The organism is Bradyrhizobium sp. CCBAU 21365 (genome assembly GCF_015291305.1).
Lineage (GTDB): Bacteria > Pseudomonadota > Alphaproteobacteria > Rhizobiales > Xanthobacteraceae > Bradyrhizobium > Bradyrhizobium elkanii.
Window position 1 is genome coordinate 2,239,370 of record NZ_CP030036.1, and the last position, 20,764, is coordinate 2,260,133.

15 protein-coding genes are annotated in these 20,764 nt (G+C 60.5%); 8 read left to right on the forward strand and 7 right to left on the reverse strand.

Annotated features, from left to right (window positions below):
• Positions 1–56: 56 nt before the first annotated feature.
• From XI02_RS10535 to XI02_RS10550, 4 genes are all read left to right on the forward strand, one after another.
• Entirely contained in the window at positions 57–1,613 is a 1,557-nt protein-coding gene (locus XI02_RS10535; protein WP_018269968.1) for an IS66 family transposase, read from the forward strand.
• The gene (locus XI02_RS10540) at positions 1,610–2,239 is read left to right on the forward strand and encodes a UPF0149 family protein (protein ID WP_233475738.1); all 630 of its coding nucleotides are present in this window, start codon (positions 1,610–1,612) and stop codon (positions 2,237–2,239) included. Before XI02_RS10535 ends, XI02_RS10540 begins: the two co-directional genes overlap by 4 nt.
• A 279-nt stretch (positions 2,240–2,518) precedes the next feature.
• On the forward strand, positions 2,519–4,054 hold the full coding sequence (locus XI02_RS10545; protein WP_026192333.1) for a S10 family peptidase: 1,536 nt from the start codon (positions 2,519–2,521) through the stop codon (positions 4,052–4,054).
• A 384-nt stretch (positions 4,055–4,438) separates the two neighbouring features.
• Positions 4,439–4,579, forward strand: coding sequence for a carotenoid biosynthesis protein (locus XI02_RS10550; protein WP_233475737.1), 141 nt, complete (start codon positions 4,439–4,441; stop codon positions 4,577–4,579).
• A gap of 778 nt (positions 4,580–5,357) precedes the next feature.
• Here XI02_RS10550 and XI02_RS10555 read toward each other — a convergent pair.
• Entirely contained in the window at positions 5,358–5,618 is a 261-nt protein-coding gene (locus XI02_RS10555) for a hypothetical protein (RefSeq protein ID WP_125459168.1), read from the reverse strand.
• A 1,219-nt stretch (positions 5,619–6,837) separates the two neighbouring features.
• Positions 6,838–8,145 carry an MFS transporter gene (locus XI02_RS10560; RefSeq protein WP_016846328.1) on the reverse strand — a complete coding sequence of 436 codons (1,308 nt, stop codon included), beginning with the start codon at positions 8,143–8,145 and terminating at the stop codon, positions 6,838–6,840.
• A gap of 249 nt (positions 8,146–8,394) precedes the next feature.
• On the opposite strand from XI02_RS10560, the gene XI02_RS10565 reads away from it, so the two are divergent.
• Together XI02_RS10565 and XI02_RS10570 are read left to right on the forward strand one after the other, a co-directional pair.
• Positions 8,395–8,781 (forward strand): hypothetical protein, encoded by a 387-nt coding sequence (locus XI02_RS10565; protein ID WP_157183415.1) that lies wholly within the window; start codon positions 8,395–8,397, stop codon positions 8,779–8,781.
• 276 nt (positions 8,782–9,057) lie between these two features.
• The gene (locus XI02_RS10570; protein WP_246783614.1) at positions 9,058–12,471 is read left to right on the forward strand and encodes an autotransporter domain-containing protein; all 3,414 of its coding nucleotides are present in this window, start codon (positions 9,058–9,060) and stop codon (positions 12,469–12,471) included.
• On the opposite strand, the gene XI02_RS10575 is transcribed toward XI02_RS10570, so the two are convergent.
• The 3 genes from XI02_RS10575 to XI02_RS10585 all read right to left on the reverse strand — a co-directional run bounded on the left by XI02_RS10575 (position 12,455) and on the right by XI02_RS10585 (position 14,312).
• On the reverse strand, positions 12,455–12,787 hold the full coding sequence (locus XI02_RS10575; RefSeq protein WP_016846332.1) for a hypothetical protein: 333 nt from the start codon (positions 12,785–12,787) through the stop codon (positions 12,455–12,457). The two genes, XI02_RS10570 and XI02_RS10575, sit on opposite strands and share 17 nt — an antisense overlap.
• Before the next feature lie 851 nt (positions 12,788–13,638).
• On the reverse strand, positions 13,639–14,061 hold the full coding sequence (locus tag XI02_RS10580; RefSeq protein WP_016846333.1) for a type II toxin-antitoxin system VapC family toxin: 423 nt from the start codon (positions 14,059–14,061) through the stop codon (positions 13,639–13,641).
• Positions 14,058–14,312 carry a plasmid stabilization protein gene (locus XI02_RS10585; RefSeq protein WP_016846334.1) on the reverse strand — a complete coding sequence of 85 codons (255 nt, stop codon included), beginning with the start codon at positions 14,310–14,312 and terminating at the stop codon, positions 14,058–14,060. The genes XI02_RS10580 and XI02_RS10585 overlap by 4 nt, the downstream gene beginning before the upstream one ends.
• 580 nt (positions 14,313–14,892) lie before the next feature.
• On the opposite strand from XI02_RS10585, the gene XI02_RS10590 reads away from it, so the two are divergent.
• Together XI02_RS10590 and XI02_RS10595 are read left to right on the forward strand one after the other, a co-directional pair.
• Positions 14,893–15,246, forward strand: coding sequence for a DUF3883 domain-containing protein (locus XI02_RS10590; protein WP_129964841.1), 354 nt, complete (start codon positions 14,893–14,895; stop codon positions 15,244–15,246).
• A gap of 104 nt (positions 15,247–15,350) precedes the next feature.
• The gene (locus XI02_RS10595) at positions 15,351–18,314 is read left to right on the forward strand and encodes a hypothetical protein (protein ID WP_129964842.1); all 2,964 of its coding nucleotides are present in this window, start codon (positions 15,351–15,353) and stop codon (positions 18,312–18,314) included.
• A gap of 26 nt (positions 18,315–18,340) precedes the next feature.
• On the opposite strand, the gene XI02_RS10600 is transcribed toward XI02_RS10595, so the two are convergent.
• Together XI02_RS10600 and XI02_RS46290 are read right to left on the reverse strand one after the other, a co-directional pair.
• Positions 18,341–20,038, reverse strand: coding sequence for a hypothetical protein (locus XI02_RS10600; protein ID WP_050999494.1), 1,698 nt, complete (start codon positions 20,036–20,038; stop codon positions 18,341–18,343).
• 364 nt (positions 20,039–20,402) lie between these two features.
• The gene (locus XI02_RS46290; protein WP_080586241.1) at positions 20,403–20,690 is read right to left on the reverse strand and encodes a DUF4145 domain-containing protein; all 288 of its coding nucleotides are present in this window, start codon (positions 20,688–20,690) and stop codon (positions 20,403–20,405) included.
• Positions 20,691–20,764: the final 74 nt, after the last annotated feature.

Consider the following 20,764-nt stretch of genomic DNA (forward strand, 5'->3'; position numbering starts at 1 on the left):
GGCTGAGAGGCGAAGATTTTGCTGGAGCCTGTGATGCGCGGATATATCGTTCGATCATGGCGATTCGCCCCGAAGCTCTTCCGACCGACGCAGCGGCTCTGACCGAGATGGTGCTCGCGCTTGACGCCGAGAACGAGAAGCTGCGTGTGGCGATGCAGACGCTGAAGGAGATGATCTTCGGCAAGCGCTCGGAGCGGCTGGTGGCGATCGTGGCCGAGCAGCTCGCGCTCGAACTGGACGATCTCGCGACCGGCGTCACACCACCTGCGTCAGCCAACGACGATCTACCTGCGACGAAGCCGGCTGGGAAGCCGCGCAAGAAGGCGAGGCGCAACATCGGTGCGTTGCCCAAGCATTTGCCGCGCTGCGAGCAGGTGCTCGAGCCGGACACGACAGCGTGCCCGTGCTGTCAGGGCGCTCTGCACAGGATCGGCGAGGATGTGAGCGAGGTGCTGGACGTGATCCCGGCGATCCTGCGGGTACTACGCACGGTTCGTCCCAAATACGCCTGCCGCGGTTGCACCGACGGCGTGGTCCAGGCGAAGGTGCTGCCGCGTTTGGTTGAAGGCGGAATGGCATCGACGGCACTCGTGGCTCACGTGGTGGTCTCGAAGTTCGCCTGGTATCTGCCGCTGTACCGCCAAGTGCAGATCCTGGCTGGCCAGGGCATTCATCTCGACCGCGCAACGCTCGCCGGCTGGGTGAAGCGTGCGGCATGGTGGCTCAAGAGCCTTTATGAGCTTCAGCTGCGGACGATCCAGGCTTCGCCGCGGCTGTTCTGCGACGAGACGCCGATGCCGGTGCTCGATCCCGGACGACATCGCACTCGTATCTGCCAGTTCTGGGCGCATGCGATGGATGATCGCCCATGGGGCGGCCCATCGCCGCCGGCGGTCGCCTATGTGTTTGCCGATGGCCGCGGCACCGAGGAGATCGCCGGGCAATTGACCGGCTTCTCCGGCATTCTGCAGGTGGATGGCTATGCCGCCTACAAAGCGCTTGCCCGCGGTCATGGCGGCGCGATCCAGCTCGCTTTTTGTCTCGCCCATGCCCGACGCAAATTCGTCGAAGTGTACAAGACGATGCAGTCGCCGTTCGCTCACGAAGTGATCGAGCGCCTGCAAGCGGTCTACGCCATCGAGGCCGAGATCCGCGGCTCGAGCGCCGAACAGCGGCTTGCCGCCCGCCGCACCAGGGCCGCACCGCTGATGGAGGTGCTGAAGGCGCGACTGAGCTCGATGCTCGACCAGCTGTTCTCCCAGTCGAAGCTGGCGGAGGCTATCAACTATACGCTCAATCACTGGGATGGGCTGACGCTGTTTCTCCGCGACGGCCGCGTTGAGGTCGACAGCAACACTGTCGAGCGTTCAATGCGCCCGATTGCGATGGGAAGGCGGAACTCATTATTCAGCGGCAGCGAGAGCGGTGCTGAGAGCTGGGCAATCCTCGCATCGCTGGTCAATACGGCAAAGCTCCATGAACTCGATCCGCAGGTCTATCTGGCCGATGTGCTGGAGCGCATCATCTCCGGCCAGACCAAGAGCCACCAGTTGCGCGAACTTCTCGCCTGGAACTGGAAGGCCCGCGAGCTCAGCGCACGGGAGGCTGCATGAGCCGGCGCCGCCATTCATCATCATCTTCATCATCGATGGCGGCAGCCGCGATGCCGCTCGACGAACTTGAGCCTTGGCTGCAGGCTCGCGCCGCGCAGCATCCCATCGCCACGAGTCTTCCTATGCTCGACGGCTATGTCGCCGCGATCGTGGCCGGGCCGGTGTCGATAAGTCCGCCCGACTGGATCTGTCCGTTACTCGCCATCGACGCCGATGCGTTCAACCATGGCGGCACGCCTGAGTTCGCTGCGATTTCGGCCGTCGCGCTGCGCCACAACGACATTAGTAACGTTCTTTCCACCGCGCCACATCGGTTCGCGCCCACCCATGCCCGCAAGCCGAATGGCGACGTTGATGCGCGGCCGTGGTGCCAGGGATTCCATGCCGCCATGCGGCTGAGACTATCGGCATGGACCCCGCTGCTCGACATCCGCAACATAAACCACGGCTTGCTCCTGCCCATCCTGCTGCATTGCGTCGACGATCAGGGGCGTCCACTGCTTGGACCACCAAGGAAAGGCCGCGAGACCGAGGAATTCCTGCGCAACGCCCATACCGACATTCCGGACGTCGTCGAGGCCATGCGCCAGTACTGGATGCCGACCCGCTACGCTCGCGCGCGCTGATCACTGCAGACGTGGGAGTTCATGCCGGTTACGTTTGAAAAGCCGCTCAAGAGGGGAAAATGAGGGATTAGTACAAGTGGAAAGAGATCGACTTCAATGGACTGCGGATGCTGTTAGGCCGCCCAGCTTCCGGAAGAGGAAATCCCATTCCAGTTCGCGGCACGGTGGTCGTCCCTACTGGATCTAGTGGGTTTGTAGTTGCCCGGCATGAGCTACTGGTAAGGCCGTTTTGACGGCATGTCTCGCGTACCAAGGTGCGCGCCGGACCAGGAAAACCCGATGCAGCTGATCGCACTGTACCGTACTTCTCTTGCACTGATCCTGTTTGCCTGCGGGGTAATTGGGAGCGCGCAAGCCGACGATCCACAGCGGCCCGCCCAGGTCACGATGCGGTCCGGCCAAAAGAGTGGCGCTGGCCAAACGAGTATGCCGTCTGCTGCTGAGCCGCATCGCCTGCCGCCGGACTCCAGCACCGGACACACGCTTGAGCTCCCTGGACGGACGCTTGCCTTCGTCGCGACCGCCGGCTCCATCCGGTTGTTCGACGACAAGGGCGAGCCGCAGGCTGACATCGTCTATACCTCCTATCAGCTCGACGGCACCGATCGCGGCATGCGCCCGGTAACATTCTTTTTCAACGGCGGACCGGGCTCATCATCGGCCTGGCTGCAGCTCGGCAATGCGGGACCGTGGCGGCTGCCGATCAATGCTGACGAGGTCACGCCATCGACATTTCCGGAGGCGAGGCCAAACGCGGAAACGTGGCTCGATTTCACCGATCTGGTGTTTCTCGACCCGGTCGGCACCGGCTACAGCCGTTTCGTGGGGACCAGCGATGACGCGCGCAAGCGGTTCTTCTCCGTTGAGGGCGACGTCAACTCGCTCGCGCTGGTGGTCCGCCGTTGGCTCGAAAAGCATGACCGGCTGTTGTCGCCGAAATACATCGTAGGTGAAAGCTATGGGGGCATTCGCGGGCCAAAGGTTGTGCACCAGTTGCAGATGCGGCAGGGCATAGGTGTCAAGGGGCTGATCATGGTCTCGCCAAGATTCGACTCCAGCCAGTTTGCCCACACGAGCCTGCTGCAGTACGTCGCAAGACTGCCGAGCTATGTCGCTACCCTGCGTGAAGCAGAAGGTCCGGTAAAGCGAGCCGATCTCGCCGACGTGGAAGCTTATGCACGCGGGGAGTATCTGGTCGACCTCATCAAGGGCCAGGCGGACAAGGAAGCAACCATGCGTCTGGCCGATAAGGCTGCGGCGCTGACCGGCATCGACCAAGCGGTGAGTCGCCGGCTCGCGGGCCGCCTCGACCTAGCCGAATTCCGCCGTGAATTCGATCGTAAGAACGGCAAGCTCATCGGCAATTATGACGCCTCGGTGCATGGCATAGATCCATATCCGGAGTCGGATCTTCACCTTTCCGGGGATCCCTCGAGCGATACACTACTGGCGCCTCTGACCAGCGCCACTGTCGATCTCCTGACGCGCAAGCTTAACTGGCGGCCCGACGGCTCCTATGAGCTATTGAACGGCACCGTCGTCCAATCTTGGGACTTCGGCCGCACCCCACCCGAGTCGCTCTCGGAGCTACGCCAAATCCTGGCAACGGATCGGAGCATGAAATTGCTGGTCGGGCACGGCCTGTTTGACCTCGTCACGCCGTATTTCGAATCACAAATCCTGCTCGATCAATTGCCGCCATTTGCCTCGGCTCCGCGCGTCAAACTTGTCGTTTTTCCCGGCGGCCACATGTTCTATTCGCGGGACAGTTCGCGTCAAGCGTTTCGTACAGAGGTCGAAGCGATGATGAAGTAGTGCCGGCGACGAACTTGATCACAAGCAAGCTCGTGTTCCGGCGCGCGCAGTCACATTCTCTCAGCGAGTGCAGAAGAAGTCCTAGCGCCCGCTTCGAGGCGCGAGACGCCGGCTACGATTCGTCGTGTGCGCCGTCACTTACGATGGGGCAAACACAACGAGACGAGACGGTATTTCGGACAACAGGCTCTGGACAGGAGATTGCACTTTGGGCTTCTATCGCCAGCATTCTCGCAGCCGCAATCGGTTTTTCCTGGAATGCAAATCCGCTCGCGCAAGCGTTCGCGGCGATCTTCATCGCCTGCGCGCTGATCCGCCGCTCTTGCCTATGGTCCGCGCCGAGCCTCAATCCTGTTTGCATCGTGCAGCTCGATTGCGCTCACGATGGAAAGCCTTGGCATCGCTACGGGCTTTCCCTTCGGCAGCTATCATTTCGAGCTGGGCGCGGATTTCCCCCATATCGGCCTCGTTCCACTCATCATCGGACCGTTCTGGTTCGGGCTGGCTATTTTTCGTGGACAGTGACGCCGATCCTACTTGATGGCGCCGATCGTCAGCTCGATCGGCCTTTCAACTGATCGCTCTGGCCAGTCGTCGCTGGGTTCGTCGTGAGCCAATTGGACAAATTGACCATCGCGCTCGCGGAAAAGTTCGGGCCCGGGGTTTTGTTTTGGCGCCGTCAAGCGACGGGATGGCTAACGGGATCCCCCCGGGGCCGGGACTCGGGCGGACACGGCCTGCGAGCTTGTTCCAAGCAGGATTGGACATGAGGCGCACTTCTGTCCCTGCAGGTTTTTGGAAGACACCCAGATCGATATTCTCGGCAAATGCCTTCCTTGAAGAAAATGCGGCTGCTGTGCGAGCAATGCGAAATGGCCCAGTTCAGGCGGCGGCCCTATTGGCTTGTCGGATGCGGTGCAAGCTGGCTTCAACGCTTCCGCGTCGCGAGGATTCGAGCCATGAAGAAAATTCTCGATCTGGCGTCCATTCACCCAGCATCGCTCCAGAGCGAGATGAGAACCGTCTTGCACAGCACTTTCTTACATCACGGCGGCTCCGTGTCGTAAATGACACCTACTAGGCGTCGCCATTGATATCAGGTCAGCTTGAGTCGCGCGGTTCGCAGGATGCGGCCAATGCGGATTTTACGACTCCTCCCTGCCTTCAGGCGTCCTGGCGAATCCTGCTGTGTGCGAATACGAACTCGTCCGTGCATCGAGCGAGCGTCGTAAGCATTGCGGCGATAGCGGCTGTGAAGATCCTGTCTCTTCGGGCTGGGTGCAGAGCTAGATGTTTGTGCCAGTCAGTTTTCTTCTTCATTGGCTGGCCGGGCCTCCAGGTCCTTCGCGGGAGAGTCTTCAGCAGGCCGCGCTTTCTTGTGCCGCTTTTTGGCGCTCGGGGATTTTGGCGGCTCGCTGGATCCGGACACATCTTCTTTTGCTTGCACTGCGTGGCGTCGCTCGGGACCTCGGCGCCGGACTATGCCGATGAGGCCGACAAGCACCAGCGCGAGGCCGGCAGCGATCACGAGAACCGGGACTGCGTTTGCCCAATCGAGGCTCAAGGATTTGACCCTTACTGGATTGCGGGCGCCAACCGAGCACCATGGACGAAGGACTAAGTTTGGTCGTTGCCCTGAGTATTCGTCAGGCTCTCTTTTATGTGTTCAGCCTGTTCCCTTGTCAGTTTCTCGGCCAGGTGGCTGTCCTTTATCAGCGCTGGTCCCTTGCGTTCTCGATCATAAACCATCCAGCCAGAGGTCCCCATTCGAACGATAAATCTGGCCTGCGCAGGCGTTCCAAAATTCACTGGTTCTCTCTGTAAGCCTTGCAACCCATCAATTAGGCTCGCCATCGGCATGCAAGTCAATTGTACTATGTGAATCTGCGCATTCGGATTGAGCGAGCAGTCTCCAGACGTTCGTTGCATCCGTCATTCCTTGAAATTCCGCGCCGGCTTGGAACGTCCTGCCGATCGATCCAATGAACGAGAATGGTCAAAGGACTTAGATTGCACGTGGCGTTCGCGGTCGATGCGGCAAGAGCCGCGCGGGTTACCCATGAATTCACCAGCCATAGTGCCATAGTGACGAAGAGGCCAAGAAGCGGGCCGAGGGGTATTTAGATGCCCACGATGTCCTCGAGACTAGGATCGACCATAGGTTGGTCGGCAGCCTGAAGTGTGGCTAGGTGGCCGGTCAATCGCCCTGCTACCGTCACGCCTTACCCCGTCTGGACTTGAAAAGCGGCCGCCCTCGCGAATTCCCTCGAGCTCCTTTTGCTGGAAGCTGTTGGAAGGCCATGCAAGCCGAGTATGAGGTGAGCTGGAAACCGAGTTTCTGGCTAGCTGCCGTGGCTAAGCTGCGGGCCGGAACTTCTGATGACACGATCCTGTCAATGAACCAGGCACAGGGCAGGCGTCGCGACATGTAACCGGAGCTCCTTGGTGAAATCGACCTTGCCAGGACCGTCTTTGAGCACGCTGAGAACCGCGGCGCGAACCTAGGCTTGGTGCTTCGGACAAGCCGGGCGTCCTCGCTTCTCAGCTCCGGGCGCTTCGTCGATCGCGTCGTGTTCAGCGCTGCGAGCGCCCGACAGTCTGATGAAGCCGGTGACCATCGACGCGATCCCGGGCGCTGTCGGAGCCATCCGTTCTGTCGGTGCTGTCGATGGCCGCGCGAACGACCACGTCGAACGCGGGGCCCTACATTCTTGCTGACCGGCGCGAGCGCGATATCAGGCGGCAGAGAGCCGCGACCAAATTGTCCAGTGCTAGGACGGACGTTACCTGAGCGCAGCGCTCCGAATCTTGAGCGGCGCAGTCTCAGGAATCAAGAGCATGGCACAGAGCCCGGCCGCGCTCGCGACAAGCATGTACCAGGCCGGCGCCAGCGCGCTCCCGGTCAGGTGGATCAGCCAGGTGACGATGGGTTGGGCTGTACCTCCGAAGATCGCAATGGCGAAGGCGTAGGTCGTCGCGAAGGCGCCGCCACGAATGTTCTTGGGCAAACCTTCGGCCATGCTCACATAGAAGGCGCTATACGGAATCGTTCCGATCATGGTGAGCGCGCCGAGGCCTCCGAGAAGTGCGAGAGCACTGCGGCTCTCCGAGATCCAGAAGAACACTGGATAGGTCATCAGCAACGCCGCGATCTGCGGCCAAATCATGATGTGCCGGCGGCCCGCGCGGTCTGCGAGCCAGCCGCCCAGCAGTGCGGCGGCAATTCCTACCGTATTGCAGATGAGTGTGGCGCCAAAGGCGAGAGGCGCGGAAACCTGCAAGGTGTTCAGCGCATAGGTGGTCATATATCCCGTGACGTAAGTGATGATCGTGCAGCTGGCCAAAATGACAAATCCCAGACTCATGATGCGGCGAGCGGCAGGCTGCCTGCTTACAGGCTGAACGCCGGGAGCCGGCGTGTCGGGGCGATGCAACGTTTCGGGCAGGGCGCTCCGCAACCAGAGTCCGAACGGCAGCGTAGCGGCGCCGAGCAAAAGCGCGATCCGCCATCCGTAAGCACTGAGCGCCTCGCTTGTCATGGTCAGGGAGAGTATTTCTCCCACAAGCGCTCCGGCCGTCGCGGCAATCTGTTGGCTGGCAGGCTGGAACGAAACAGCAAGACCGCGCCGTTCGGCCGGGGCCGTTTCCATCAAATAGGCAGTCGTCGGACCAACTTCACCGCCCAGTGCGAAGCCCTGCACCAAACGTGCGAAAATCACCAGTAGCGGCGCGGCAATTCCTATTGTCTCGTACGAAGGCGTCACCGCCAACAAAAGGACTGCGGCGCTCATCATTGCAAAGCTCGCGGTCATGGCGGGTCGGCGGCCGGCTCGATCCGAGTACGAGCCGAGCACGATGGCCCCGATCGGTCTGGTCACAAAACCAGCGCCGAAGGTTGCGAGCGACAGCATGAGGCTGGCGAACGGGTCGCTTGCCGGGAAGAACGTCTGACCGATCTGGATAGCGAAAAAGCTATAGGTCCCAAAGTCGTAGAATTCGAGAATATTGCCGATGGTTGCGCCCAACACGGCGCGGCCGGTCAAGCGTTCGTCTGCCGGAACAAGGACCGCCTCCGGCTTCTTTCGAGTCATTTGTCCGGCCAATCTCGGTCCGTCTGAAGCGCGATGGCTGGCCTGAGCATTTCGATCGGTGAGGTCGCGCCACATTGCACTTCACCTACTCTATACGCCGTCTGGTTGAGGTGGTCGGCTCCGCGTCTTGGTGCTCTGCATGTGCCTGACGCATGCCGGACCGAAGCTCACGACGGTGAGTGCAATAAAAATGCCCGCCCCTCGCAACCCCATTCAAAACTTGAACTGATCGCGGCAATCGCAGCAAGCATGAATGAACGAACATTCCAACTGCCGGGGGGCGCTCCAGTGCAGTGGCGAGTTTGCGACAACAATGGCCGTCGCCGAACATTGCAGTGCCTGTTTTTCACGCGAAGGGCCGTCGTGCATGTTGCTGCGTTCAACTGGTTGCGCACGGCGGACGCATCAGGCGATTTGGCCCAACTTTTGCTCCGCTGCTTGTTGGTTGCGCGCAGCCGCCGCCTCGTCGGATTGGGTCTGCTGCAGAATGCAGGACCTTCGTGCGATCAAAAGGCAATAGGAGTTCGCATTGCTAACGGCACCATGAAATCGATCGACATAGGCGCGGCACCGCAGGCGGGCGGTCATATTCGGTCTGACGAGCAGCGCTCGGCGGGTCGCAAATGGCAAGCGTGATGTGCCAGAGTCTGAGCTCCAGGAATTTGAAATCAAAGTCACCAGCAATGGGGACACACCTCCTTGAGCGGACTTGGTTTCAATCAAAGCCGATCCAGGGAAATGGCTTTCCTTTCGTATTGAAGTGCTGCCGTCAGGTATCGCGCGCGAACTACGCACGCCGATGTCTGACCAATGACGGCCGCGCTTCGCTCGCCCATCTGCGTGCACCCGCGCTCGAGTTAGATGGCAAAACACACCTGTAATCAATGCATCGAAGAGAATGTGTAGTGTAGTATGAAGACGAAGACGAAGACGAAGACAGTTACGGCCATCGTACTTGCGGCTAGTGCGTCGCTGGGTTCGCCCAGTAGGGCCCTTGAAACTTTCGATGTCACGGATACGAACGGCGTGACCTTCATGCGAGCGCAGATATTCGGACCCGGCGATGGTCCTTATTGGGAAGGTGACGGGGTTTCAACGAGGAATTTGCCGAAATCGGACATAGATCATTCATTGGCGGCGATTCGGTATTGGGCGGAAATCATCAAGCTTATGCCGGGTCACGCGCCGGCCATTGTCAACTTCGGGGGAAATAGCGAGAAAAACGCATCTGCCTATAGTGGTATGTCCCCCGGTGGCGGCACCAAGGTGCAGGCGTCGCTCATGGGCCAGGATCCAGGCGAGCTGCACTACGGTGCGCATGGCATGGTTACAATTGGCCTGATGGGGTTTTCGTCCGAAGCATACATCCCTTCGCAATTGCCGACGACTCCAGAGATTGGTCTTACGCCCGTAGTGATCCATGAGCTCGGCCATGCACACGGTATGCTCAGCACTATCAACTATGAACCATCTCCGTATTTCCCTGGGCCGATATCAACGTATTTCCCGGAAAAGATAAATGCGTGGACCGAGCATTTGCGCGACGACAATGGCAAACAAGCCAAGCCTGGGCAGACGATCTATTGCTCCGTCTGCACGAACCTACCAGCTGACGACGTTTTCGATCTGCGCCGCGATCGGGGCTATTTCGCCGGGAAGCATGTGAGTGAAGTGCTGGCCGGTGCCATGCCTGGTATTCCGGTGCGCGTAATGGACGAGCATGGTCGACGGGATGCGCCCTTCGCCTCGCATAGCGAGCTTAAGAACAGCCTGATGAGCCACCAGGGATACCGGAACTACACCGCCCTGATGGAGGCGGAGATCGCCGCGTTTCAGGATATGGGCTACAGCATCGATCGGCGCAACCACTTCGGTTACTCCATCTACGCCAATGGCCAGACTCTGGTAAACGACAATCCCTTCTTCGCTCGTAATGCTGACGGCACCGCCTATCTGCCGAATACGTACAATACGGCTACGCTCGGACTTGGGCTGCACGTCTATGGCAGCGGCAATATTGTGGTCCAACGTGCCGACCTGCTTTCGAAGGGAGCAGGGGGCGCCGGCATCCGCGTCGACGGCGAAAACAACCAGATCATAATCCCGCCCGGAACCCGCGTGTACGCCGATGGCGCCTATGGGCGCGGCGTCATGTTCGCCTATGGCAAGGATCACACGTTTACTCAGCGCGGGGACGTGCAGGCTCTCGGCGAGCATGGCATCGCAGCAAGTTTCGACTTTGGCAACAATGCGATGGGCAACGACCTTGAATATCGTGGCTCGTATATTCGCACGATCGGCAATGACGCGGCCCCGATGCTGAACGAAATCGACGGCCCCCTCGTCAGCAAGTTCGATCTGACCGGGCGCCTGGCTGGCGGTCATGCAGCGATGTACATGTCGAACAATGGCTACGTCAGCGAGATCAATGTGATGCGTGGCGCAATGCTGTCAGGGGACATACTGTCCGATTACGCCCAGCTTGACGAAAACGGTGCTCCGCGCCTGACCAAGTTAACGTTCGGAATGACGCCTGATGCGAACGGTCACTCAACGCAGGAGCCCGACGGAAGCTTTGCGACCCGCTATGACGGGAATATCGTTGGACGCAACCTGTCGCTGCAGCTGTGGGGTGGCGTCACGTTGTTGACCGGCAATCACGAAGTGTATGACGCAACTGTTGCGCAAGGCGCAACGTTGTCCGGCAATGGCAGTTATCTGCTCAGTACTGACGGCCGCTTCACCAATAGCGGTGCTGTCGCGCCGCTTATCGGTCGCCTTGATAACAGCATAACGGTGAATGGCGACTATCTGCAGACCTCGACCGGTCGCTTGCAGGTCGCGGTGAATGATAGCGGTGCGTTCAGTCGTCTGGTGGTGAACGGCAATGCGACGCTCGACGGCACGCTCACGATCACCCCACAGCGCGGCTGGTATGGCAGCGGGTTCAGCTTTTTCTCCAATCGGTGGCTGAATGCAACAAATCTCTCGGGCTCGTTTACGAACGTGACGACATCGCTGCAATCACCGACCTTGCTGGCGAGTGCTACAGCCGAGGGCGGCAACACCTATGCGTTGACGCTTTCCCGCCCATCCGATGCTTACTCGCGATATGGGACCGATGCCAACAGCCGCGAGGTGGGCGCGGCGCTCGATCAAGTCGCCGGCAACGCTGCGTCGGGGCTGCACCCGCTCGTCGCGGCACTCGACTTCTCCTCGCCTGACGGCACGGCGGTGACATCTGCGCTGCGACAGCTCTCGCCCTCCATCTATGCGTCCGAACAGGGCACACGTATCAATGACAGCTTCTATGCGCGATCGGCGGTCTACGACCGCCTGGAACAGGCGTTTGGCGGGGCGCCATCATCAGCGATGGCGGCAATCGGTTATGGTCCTGAGCAGAAAAGGCCGGGTAGCGAGTCTGCCTCTGCCATCGGTGCGATCTCCGCGGCGTCTTCTGATCCGCCATCCTATGACCTGCAGGGCTACGCCGCGTGGGCTTCTGCCTTTGGCGGATGGACGACCCAATCAGGTGACGGCAATGCCGCAAGCACCAGATCCAGCATCAGCGGCTTCATGACCGGGATCGACAGGCCGGTATTTGAGGACTGGCGCTTCGGTGTTCTTGCGGGCTATAGCCGCTCCACTTTCAAGGCTGGCGCTGCTTCGTCGTCAGGTCGCAGTGACAGTTACACGTTCGGGACCTATGCAGGCACCGAGTGGATCCTGCCGGAAGGAGCTCTCGCCTTCCGCTCAGGCATTGCCTATACGTGGCACGATCTTGAGATGAGCCGCAACGTTCGGTTCCCCGGGTTCAACGACAACTTGATCTCGGATCACGGTGCAGGCACTTCCCAGATCTTTGCAGAACTGGGTTACAAAGTCCATCTCGGCAGGTCTTCTGTGATCGAACCCTATGCCAATCTCGCCCATGTTCGCGTCGCGACGGATGCTTTCTACGAGAGGGGATTGAACGGGGCGGCGCTTGGTATTCGCGCTGACACGATGGATACGACGCTCTCCACGCTCGGCGTCTACGCGACCACCCGATTTCAACTTGGCCACATTGCCACGACGGCGCGCGCTGATGTTGGCTGGCGTCATGCCCTAGGTGACATTATTCCGCTGTCGACAGCCAGCTTTGCTGCAGGTTCGAGCGCTTTTGCAGCTTCAGGCGTATCCATCGGCAAGGATGTGGCACTCGTGGAATCCGGTCTGGACTTCCAACTTTCGAGCAACAGCACCCTTGGCATCGCCTATCAAGGCCAATTCGGTTCTGGCCTCACACAGAACGGACTGAATGCCACCTTCAACGTGAAGTTTTGATACGCATGCTCAATCCAACGTGGCCCGGCGCGCGGCGCGCAATGGACACGTTGGCTTCGATCTGGATCCCGTGGCCAGAAACCTGGCCGGCGAGGATGGCCTGCTTGAACGCCGCGCTGGTGAGCGCGATGTCTTTGCCGGCGCATTCGCCATCGCTCCCGATCTTCAACTGATTGACTTGATGTCGGGTCCCGTTCAGATCGGCCTTAGCGAGCCTCCAAAGGGCATAGCCCAAGGTCACCAGCTCATTGGTCGCAAGAGCGTGCTTGCTTGGCCTGCCATAGCGATGGCACAGGGTTTCTGTCGCCCTGTTCAAGCCAACGCAATCCGAACCGGTCGGCGACGGCCTCCAGGTAGCTGTTGAGCTCGTCCTTTTCGGCCGGATCTTGGGTGAGAACATTCTGCGTTTGGGAAAGCTAGTCAGGCACTCCGGGGTCTCCATTGTCAATTGTGGTCCTGCCGGGGCCCCGGTCGCCCCCGGGAATGTCCTCCGCTTGAACACATAGGTGAACTTGATCTTCAGGGCTGTGGAGTGGGCCCGACTGGACCTCGTCGGCGAAAGCGGGAGAGCAGGAGCGCCAGACGTGAACGGGGCGCACCGGAGGGGTTCGGACGCCTCCAGCCGGCATTCCCGCCGACGGAGTGCCTAGTTTCAGGGCCAGTTACCGGGAGGCGCGGTGGGCCGGACAGGTGCCGCGTCGGTCCAAAGCAGCGTGCACTTCATCGAGCTTGATGGAGGCCCGCTTCGCGACGAGCTGCTTAGGAACTCCTCATGATCGTCGATCTGTGACTGGACGCCGAACTTGCGCGGCGCGACGGCACCAGTCTTCCGGCAGTCCTCGGCCCACGGATGGCCTAGCGGTAGGGTAGGTCCATAGCAGGGTGGATAACGTCAGGAAGGCGAGTGCCCGTCTTACGTTTTGCGGATCTGCCGGGGCCTGGTTTGTTTCCCGCCGGGACAGGGGAAGCAATCGTGGACGCCGAGGGCGCAGTGCCAGGAGCCAAGGGGGACTGACTGGACGGCCGAGCAGGTCGCCATCGTGGTCGCCAATTATTTCCTGATGCTCGAGCGGGAGCGGGCCGGCGAGAAAATCAGGCTATTCGGATTACGGTGTGGAGCACGTCCAATTCTTCGTTTAATCCGCAGCCGATGCATCCGGATGCCTGTTAGCTGGTTGCAGTCCAGGGATCGATTATCGTCAGACCGGCAGCATTGAACGCACTCGTGTCGCGCGATGCCACCGCGAAGCCGTGGGCGGCGGCGATCGCGGCGATGTAGCCATCGGGCGTGGGGAAGCCTTTTCCGGCCGCGCGCGCCTTAACGGCGAGTTCGGCATAGCGCCGCGCCGCGGCGGTATCGAAGGGCAGGATGCGGGCCGTGAAAAGGTCCAGCACGCCGTCGAGCGCAACTGCCAGCCTGTCCTTGCGCCTGCCGCGCGGCAGCGCGCCGATACCGAACAAAAGTTCGGCGACGGTAACGCTGGAAAGAAACACCGTCTCGGCCGCTTGGGCGTCGAGCCAGTGGCGGACCGATGGATGCGGTTCGGGCTTCATCGCCTCGGAGACCACATTGGTATCAAGCAGGATCACTCGAGGTGCATCGGCTCAGCGGGACGCACGTCGCGCCCATGTTCAAGTGCCTCGACATCGGCATTGGTGAGGCCAATCTTGCGGCTCATCTCCGAAAGGGCGGTGCCTAGCCGCAGCCGGCCCTGGGGACGCACGGCGGCCTCCAGAATGGCGCGCATTTCCGCTTCCGCGCTGCGATTGTGCTGCGCCGCACGGACTTTCAGGGCGCGATGCGCCTCCTCAGAGAGGTTGCGGATGGTGACAGCGGCCATGATAGCGTCCTCCGGAGATTGATTGCGATGATATCAAAGTAGAGCTCTTGATGGCATTTTTCAAGGGTGATCGCGGTGCTCACGCGCCGGGCCCCGGGAAACCTAAGGATGAGCGCGGCTGGCGCGGCGCCTCCATTCCTCCCTCTGCGGATAATCCGATTTTTTCCAACATCCCCACACCGTAATCCGGATAGCCGAAAATCAACATGGCCGATCTGTACCGGCGGCTATCGCCGGAGGTGGGGCGATCCGAAAAGGCGATCGAAATGGAAGCTCGGCAACGTGTCGGCCGTCCTGGAGGAGCCCGGGATCGCCCGGATCCCCGGGGCTGCTCCGGCCAACTACCAGGATTCCCTGGTGGAGGCCGTTGAGGCCCAGTTAGGGCAGCATCCGAAGTGATCGACTGTGTCGGTGAAGCCGCCTTTCACGTCGGCTGGAGGGCCGGTTCTGGTCCCGCCACCGGCGTTTTCCGAATTCGGACGCGCAGGATGACCGGCCGGCGCTGCAGCGCCTAGTTGGCAAGTACGATCCGGCAGCCAGAGACGAACACAACCGCTCCCTGAGGCGCGCTGGCGAGGAGATGGTGTTCAAGTTCGAGTACGACCGGCTGTGTCAAGCCGGCCGGCGCGACCTGGCCAAGAAGATGGATTGGCCCGCGGATCGCGGCGAGGACCATCGGGGTTACGACATCAGATCCTTTGCGCCAGACAACGGCGAGGAGCGGCTGTTCGAAATCAAGACCACCAACAGGCACGCTCGCACGCGCGTCTGGCTGTCCCGTAACCAGGTTGAGACGGCTGCGCATAACCCAGCGGCCTACCGCGTCCGGAGAATCTTCGACTTCAGTAACGGAGCGGAGATGTTCGACATCAAACCGCCGCTTGATGTCTGCTTGTGTTCGACGCCGGACAAGTACGTGGCCGTGCCGAGGTGAGGCTCCAAGCAATTCCGAATACATCATCGGCGGCTCTGTCATTAAGACGTCCAATGGTCGACTGATCTCCACGACAGCTCGGTGGAAATATGGTTAGCCTTCCCTTGGCGCTCGGCCTGGCTTTGACGAGCGTTCTTCGCAAGGAGCTGCGGGCCAATCGAGACCCCGAGGCCAAACTAGCCGAGGTGATGGAGCCCATCAGTGCCCTTTCGGAGACCTCCGATGTGGTCTTCGCAGCGTTGCAGATTTCCTTTCTTCAGGAAGGTTGCCCCATCGAGGTGCAGGCGGCGTTGGCAAAATATTTCGTCGGCTTGCAGAATGTATCCGATGATCTTTATCCGGCGTTCGAGGCGATGGCGAAGCGATCTCCAGAGCCATTCTTGAGGGCGACGCACGACGCCGCGTTTTCTCTGGTTATGCTGCCAAACTCCAGATGGCTCATAGTAGCGCTGCTTTCGGCATCGGCAGATCCAAAGCATGCCGCGGAGATAGCCCGCCAGGCGCTGGAGTGGCTAGCCCGCCATTCTCTAGCGCCCGAGGTAGGCACGTTCCGTCATTCGAGTGGCGATCCGGCAAAGGACGCCGCGGAATCGGAACGGCTGAAGCAGGAGCTCGAGACTCGCCGCTCGGCCTTGTCGGAGGCTGAACGCGAATTTATCGGCAAGCAACTGAAGGAAGACTCCCGAAAAGGTCTGCCGCAGCTCCATTCGTATGCCCTCGAGCTCATGGCGGGAAAGCCACTAGCGCCCGCCATCCCCGCGCTTATGGGATGGGCCGTCGCCAGCGCCTTGAATCCGGACTTCGACCGACCGGATAAGCATTTCCGACATCTCATGCGTTTCAATGCCGTTGATTGGTTGCCGATGCGGGATGCCGTCCGAACCGCTTGCGAGCCGTTTCTGGCGACGGAGGCGTCGAATACGGGCAAGCGCGCGGCGGCCACCATGTTGAGTGCGACCGGAGATCCGGACGATGCGGCGCAAGCGCATGCCATTTTCGGGACTATCACCCCCGACCGACCGCGCTTTTCCTTGAATGACCCGCTCTACAGTGCGGTCGATCCTTGCGATCCGACCGCAACACAAGCGCCGGAGAATATCGGTGCAATCGTTACGGCCAGCAGGAACGCCAACGTTGCGGAGCTGAGCACAGGCCTTGGCATGACCCCTCAGGATCACCAGGTCACCAGGTCCATGCCCGCTCTTGCCCGCTTCGAGCCAGCCACGGCCGTCGAACTTCGCCATAAGTTCGCCCGGCAGGCGCTCGATCGGGCGAACGTGCTGTCGTTGAGGCAGGCCATGATGGCGCTATTGAAGGACAGTGCGATCCTGGAGCCGGAAATCGTAACCCGACTGGTTTCGATCGGCTCTTCGCCGCCGGCGTCCGAATTCTTGACGGACAAGGGCGGGGTTCGAGACGAATGGCTCGTGCAGCAGTATGCCCTTCGCGCAGCCTTTCCGCACCGGAGCGGCGATGAGCAGCTCCGGGCGCTGGAGGCCGGAGGAGGCAACGAGGCATTGCTAGATCTGCTGGAGGCTACGTCACCCGCCAGCGAGACGGAGATTGACGCTGCTCTGGATCGCGCACTCACATCCCGCGACAACAACAGATTGGCGATGGTCGTAAACTTCGCTCAGTTCAGCAAAAGCTCCCTGTCGAATGCGGCGAAATCCCGACTCATTCCCTTGCTCTCGTCCCCCGATGGTGGAATGAGAATGAGAGCATTGGCGCTCGCCGCGCGGTCTCGAGACCCAGTTCTGTTGAAGCAGTTTCTGGCGACGGGCTGGGACGCCGCGAATTGCGACGCGAAGAACGGCCATCGTGAGATCTGGTATGGCTCGCGGTGCCTGCTGGTAGCCGCCGAGTTGGGCTTGATCGGCGCCGCCGAGGCCGTTGGTCGCATGGGGCCGAACTTCTATGGCTTCGCGGCGCAGTTGAGCGATGAGGGCGCCAAATCGGTCGCCGATAGGGTCGATGTCGCATTCCACCGTGCGATCGGTGTGAACGACATCCCTGAATTTCCCCTGGTGCAGCAGCCAGTCACCGCGATCGAGGGGCAGGAGCCGCCGCTTCTGTCCTTGGTGGATCAGCCGGCCCGCGACATGCAGCAGGCATTCGAGAGACTGGGAGAAGATGATGACGCGTTTCAGCAACGGCAGAAGCGCTCTTGGAAGGCCTTCGACCGCTTCGTCGATCACGTTACTCTCGCCGACGCCCGGATCATCCTGGACGATTTCTCCTGGGGAGGATTCGATGCGATTGTAGCCCGGATGCCTTCTCTCGCGGAGAGTTGGAAGCAAGCGTTGCTGGTCGCCGGCGAGGGAGTGTTCCGCGCCATGCATGCATTCGCAACGGGGCTCGCGAGGGCAATCGCGCCAAGCGATCCCGCGGGTGCTGCAGAGCTGTTCGCTCGAACGGCCTCGCTTCGACCTTTCGTAAACCGTGTCATCGGCGTATCGAGCATTCCCGCGGAGGCCGTTGCGGCCTGGTCCCGTGCTTCGATCACGGAGGTGCGTAAATTGTGCTTCGCCCGACTCGACGCGGCCGCGAACGACTCCTTGATAGCTTCGGAGGTTCTCGCCGCGCATGAGGCCGGAGCGCAAGCGTTCATTCAGCAATACGTCGACGAAAGGTTGGCGATCCAGGAGCCGGCAAAGACGGCGCGGGCTCTTCTTGTCTGTGGATTTTCAGACCTGAATGAACATGCCACCCGTACGCTGCAGCGGTTCGAGGCTTGCGAAGGATTTGTCGGGCAAGCCTACGGGGCGGCAACTTATGCCTATCATAGGAACGCATGGGCACGGCATTGGTACGGGATGATGAAGTCTGCCACGAGCCCTGAGGAATTCTGGAGCTGCGCCGTCCTATTCGCGAAGATCGTCGACGGTCGCTTCGATTTGTGGCACGCGGAGTGCGGATCGCCGGGTGAAGTCTTCGCGCGCTTCATGACCACCATCGATGATAGCGTCAATTCACGCATCAAGAAGTGGCAGTCCGAGCGGCAATCCAAGCTCTTTGGCGGAGACATTCCCGATCCGATCTTCACGTTCGGGCAAAGCGGGTCCTAGTTGCCGGGAGCCTTCGCGCCACGGCACTATCCCTTCTCATCAATCGCTTCGGAAGGGCTGTCGAATGGCAAGCGGATGTGTCGCCGATGTTCGTACAGCGGGATCATACAAAGTTGGAAGATCAGCCAGCACGCATACAGCGAGTCGTCCGAGTATGGCTCTCCGTCGTGTAGCAGTCCATGGGCTATCGAGTGACGGATATAGGGCCCCGGCTTCTTGAGGAAGACGTTCTCGATGTCGGTCGTGATGGGGCTGCCGAAGATCGAATCCAGCTCCGGTCGCATCTGCTCGAACAGTGCGGATATCGTTCGGTCCTCCTGAATCTTCGTGGCATCGTCCAATTTTGTGACGTCGTGGCTGTGCGCTCTGAGTACGTGCCGAAGCGAAGCTTCCAGCAAAGGCGTCAGGATGTAGAGAGCGCTAATGAAGTCGCCGCGGAAGAAGCATGTAAAACCGTGGCTGTAGGTCATGACGAGCCCCCGCGGTACGAAGGGGCTGAATTCCAATAGCGCTGCGAAGATCTCCTCGGACAAGTAGTGGTTCGAAACGATGGATTGCCTAGCTACTTCGATCTCGGCAGAAGCCGTAATATGGCGGCGTAGCCCCTCATCGCGCGCGATTTGTTGACGCAGCGTCGAGTCATCCTGCGTTTCGCCAAAGTTGCCCCCTTCGCTGCGATAGATGACCTTGCCATCGCGGTCGTGGTGACTGCCGCCAAATAGGGACGAGAACGGATGCTCTCGGATGGCCTTCTCCGCCTCGGCTATAAGTTGATCCGGATCCGGAGAATGACTGAGGCCCGCGAACGTGAAGAGTTTGTCGAGCAAAGTAGGTTTTTGCATCCTCTTCTCGACCTCTTTGGCGATATCTTCGAGGTCCATCGGAATTGCAAAAGGCGACATTTCGTCGGCGATGCCCGCCTGAATATCCACCAGGAGATGCCGCAACTCCTTCCGGCGATCCTTGCTGCCTGGCAAGCCGTGCAGCTCTTGGATGGCTTCCGTAAGCGTATGAGCAGCCAACATGGCCGAAGGCTGGCGCTTGGCCATCGCGACCAGCAGCTCGCCTGCCGTTGACCGGCAACGGTTCGCGTCGTCGTCGTGTTTGGCCTTATGGTAAGCTCGGGCGGAAAGGCGCCAAAGCTCCACTAAGGTGTGGTCGTCAGCGCCGGCGGGGAGGCCGGCGATCAAGTTTTCGACCTCCTTGCCGACTTCGGCTGCATCCGAGATCCCGAAGTGAAGGTCGAGACGCCCGAACATCAGGGTGGGACTAGTCAGTCGCTTCGCGATCGCTCGCTTCCGCAACGCCACGACGAGCTTCTGCGCGTCCGAAGGGCCATTCTTGTCCATTTTGGTGGCGCGACCGATGAAAAGGGCCCGCTTGAGCAGATCGCGCGCCTCGTGCCGTAGGGCGCCGGTCTCGTTCTCGTCGAAACGCAATTTGAGGATGCCGGCATCGACCTTGGAGACAACTTCGACGTAGGCGGTCGCGGCACATACTCCGATCCGTCGTCGTTTAAGATCGAGCAGCCAGCACAGGTCCGCGAGCCGGGCTCGCAACACAGGGTGCTGTGCCCGCTCGGCCATCGCGGCCAGGGAATCAATCGCGCCACGAAAATCGGCCGGTGTCGCCGAGCGCCGACCGTCTGCCCAGACGATCATTGCAGCGAAAGGGTCGTTTGGCTCGTTGGCCTTGAAATGCATTCCCATGGCCCCAGCGAGCATGGAGTAAACACGGAACGTTGGGGTCTCGGGTTCGGGCTGCGTGTCGGGGAGAGCGCGTCGGTATAGGTCTCCCAGCTCGGCCGCATCGGCGCTGTCCAATGACCGAACCAGCTCTTCGAAGTCGACCTGCGTGACGTCATTCAAGGTCGCCCTGGCCCACGGAGGGGGCGGTGGCGCGGTGTTCTCGGGGCTATCGTCGATCGTAGGGCTCTCGTCGCTCAAGTCGTCTCCTGGACGTTTATGCAATGAGGGTTTGCCGCTCCGTGCAATTGCGCCCGGCGGCAGCACTAAAGGTTGTTCCCCATATGCTCACTCGTCGAGCGATTTCAATGTGGCGGGAGCTTTGTCACGGATGCCTTCCCGACTATTTTGCCTTGGGGCGCCGCGGTGTCGAATTCCGGACTTCATCGGCCGCGCGAGAAAGGACAAACGCACGCTGCAGAAAGTTTTCTATGATGTCGACGATGTGTCCGAGTCGCTCGGCAGTGGGTGTGTATCCTCGGTGAGCAGACGCGTTGCCTGCGTCTGCAACGGCCTCGAGAGTTGTCTTTTCGCGAGGGCTGATGAATCCGCGATCGACCAAGCCGGATAGCTTGCCCTCGAAGCCGCCTTTAGGATCCTGCTCCAGCAGCAGATGGCCGGCCCTGTCCAATAGCGTACGTGCGCCGACGGACGCTAAGACCTCATCCCGGCATTCAGCGGCAGATAGAGTTCATCCATAACGTT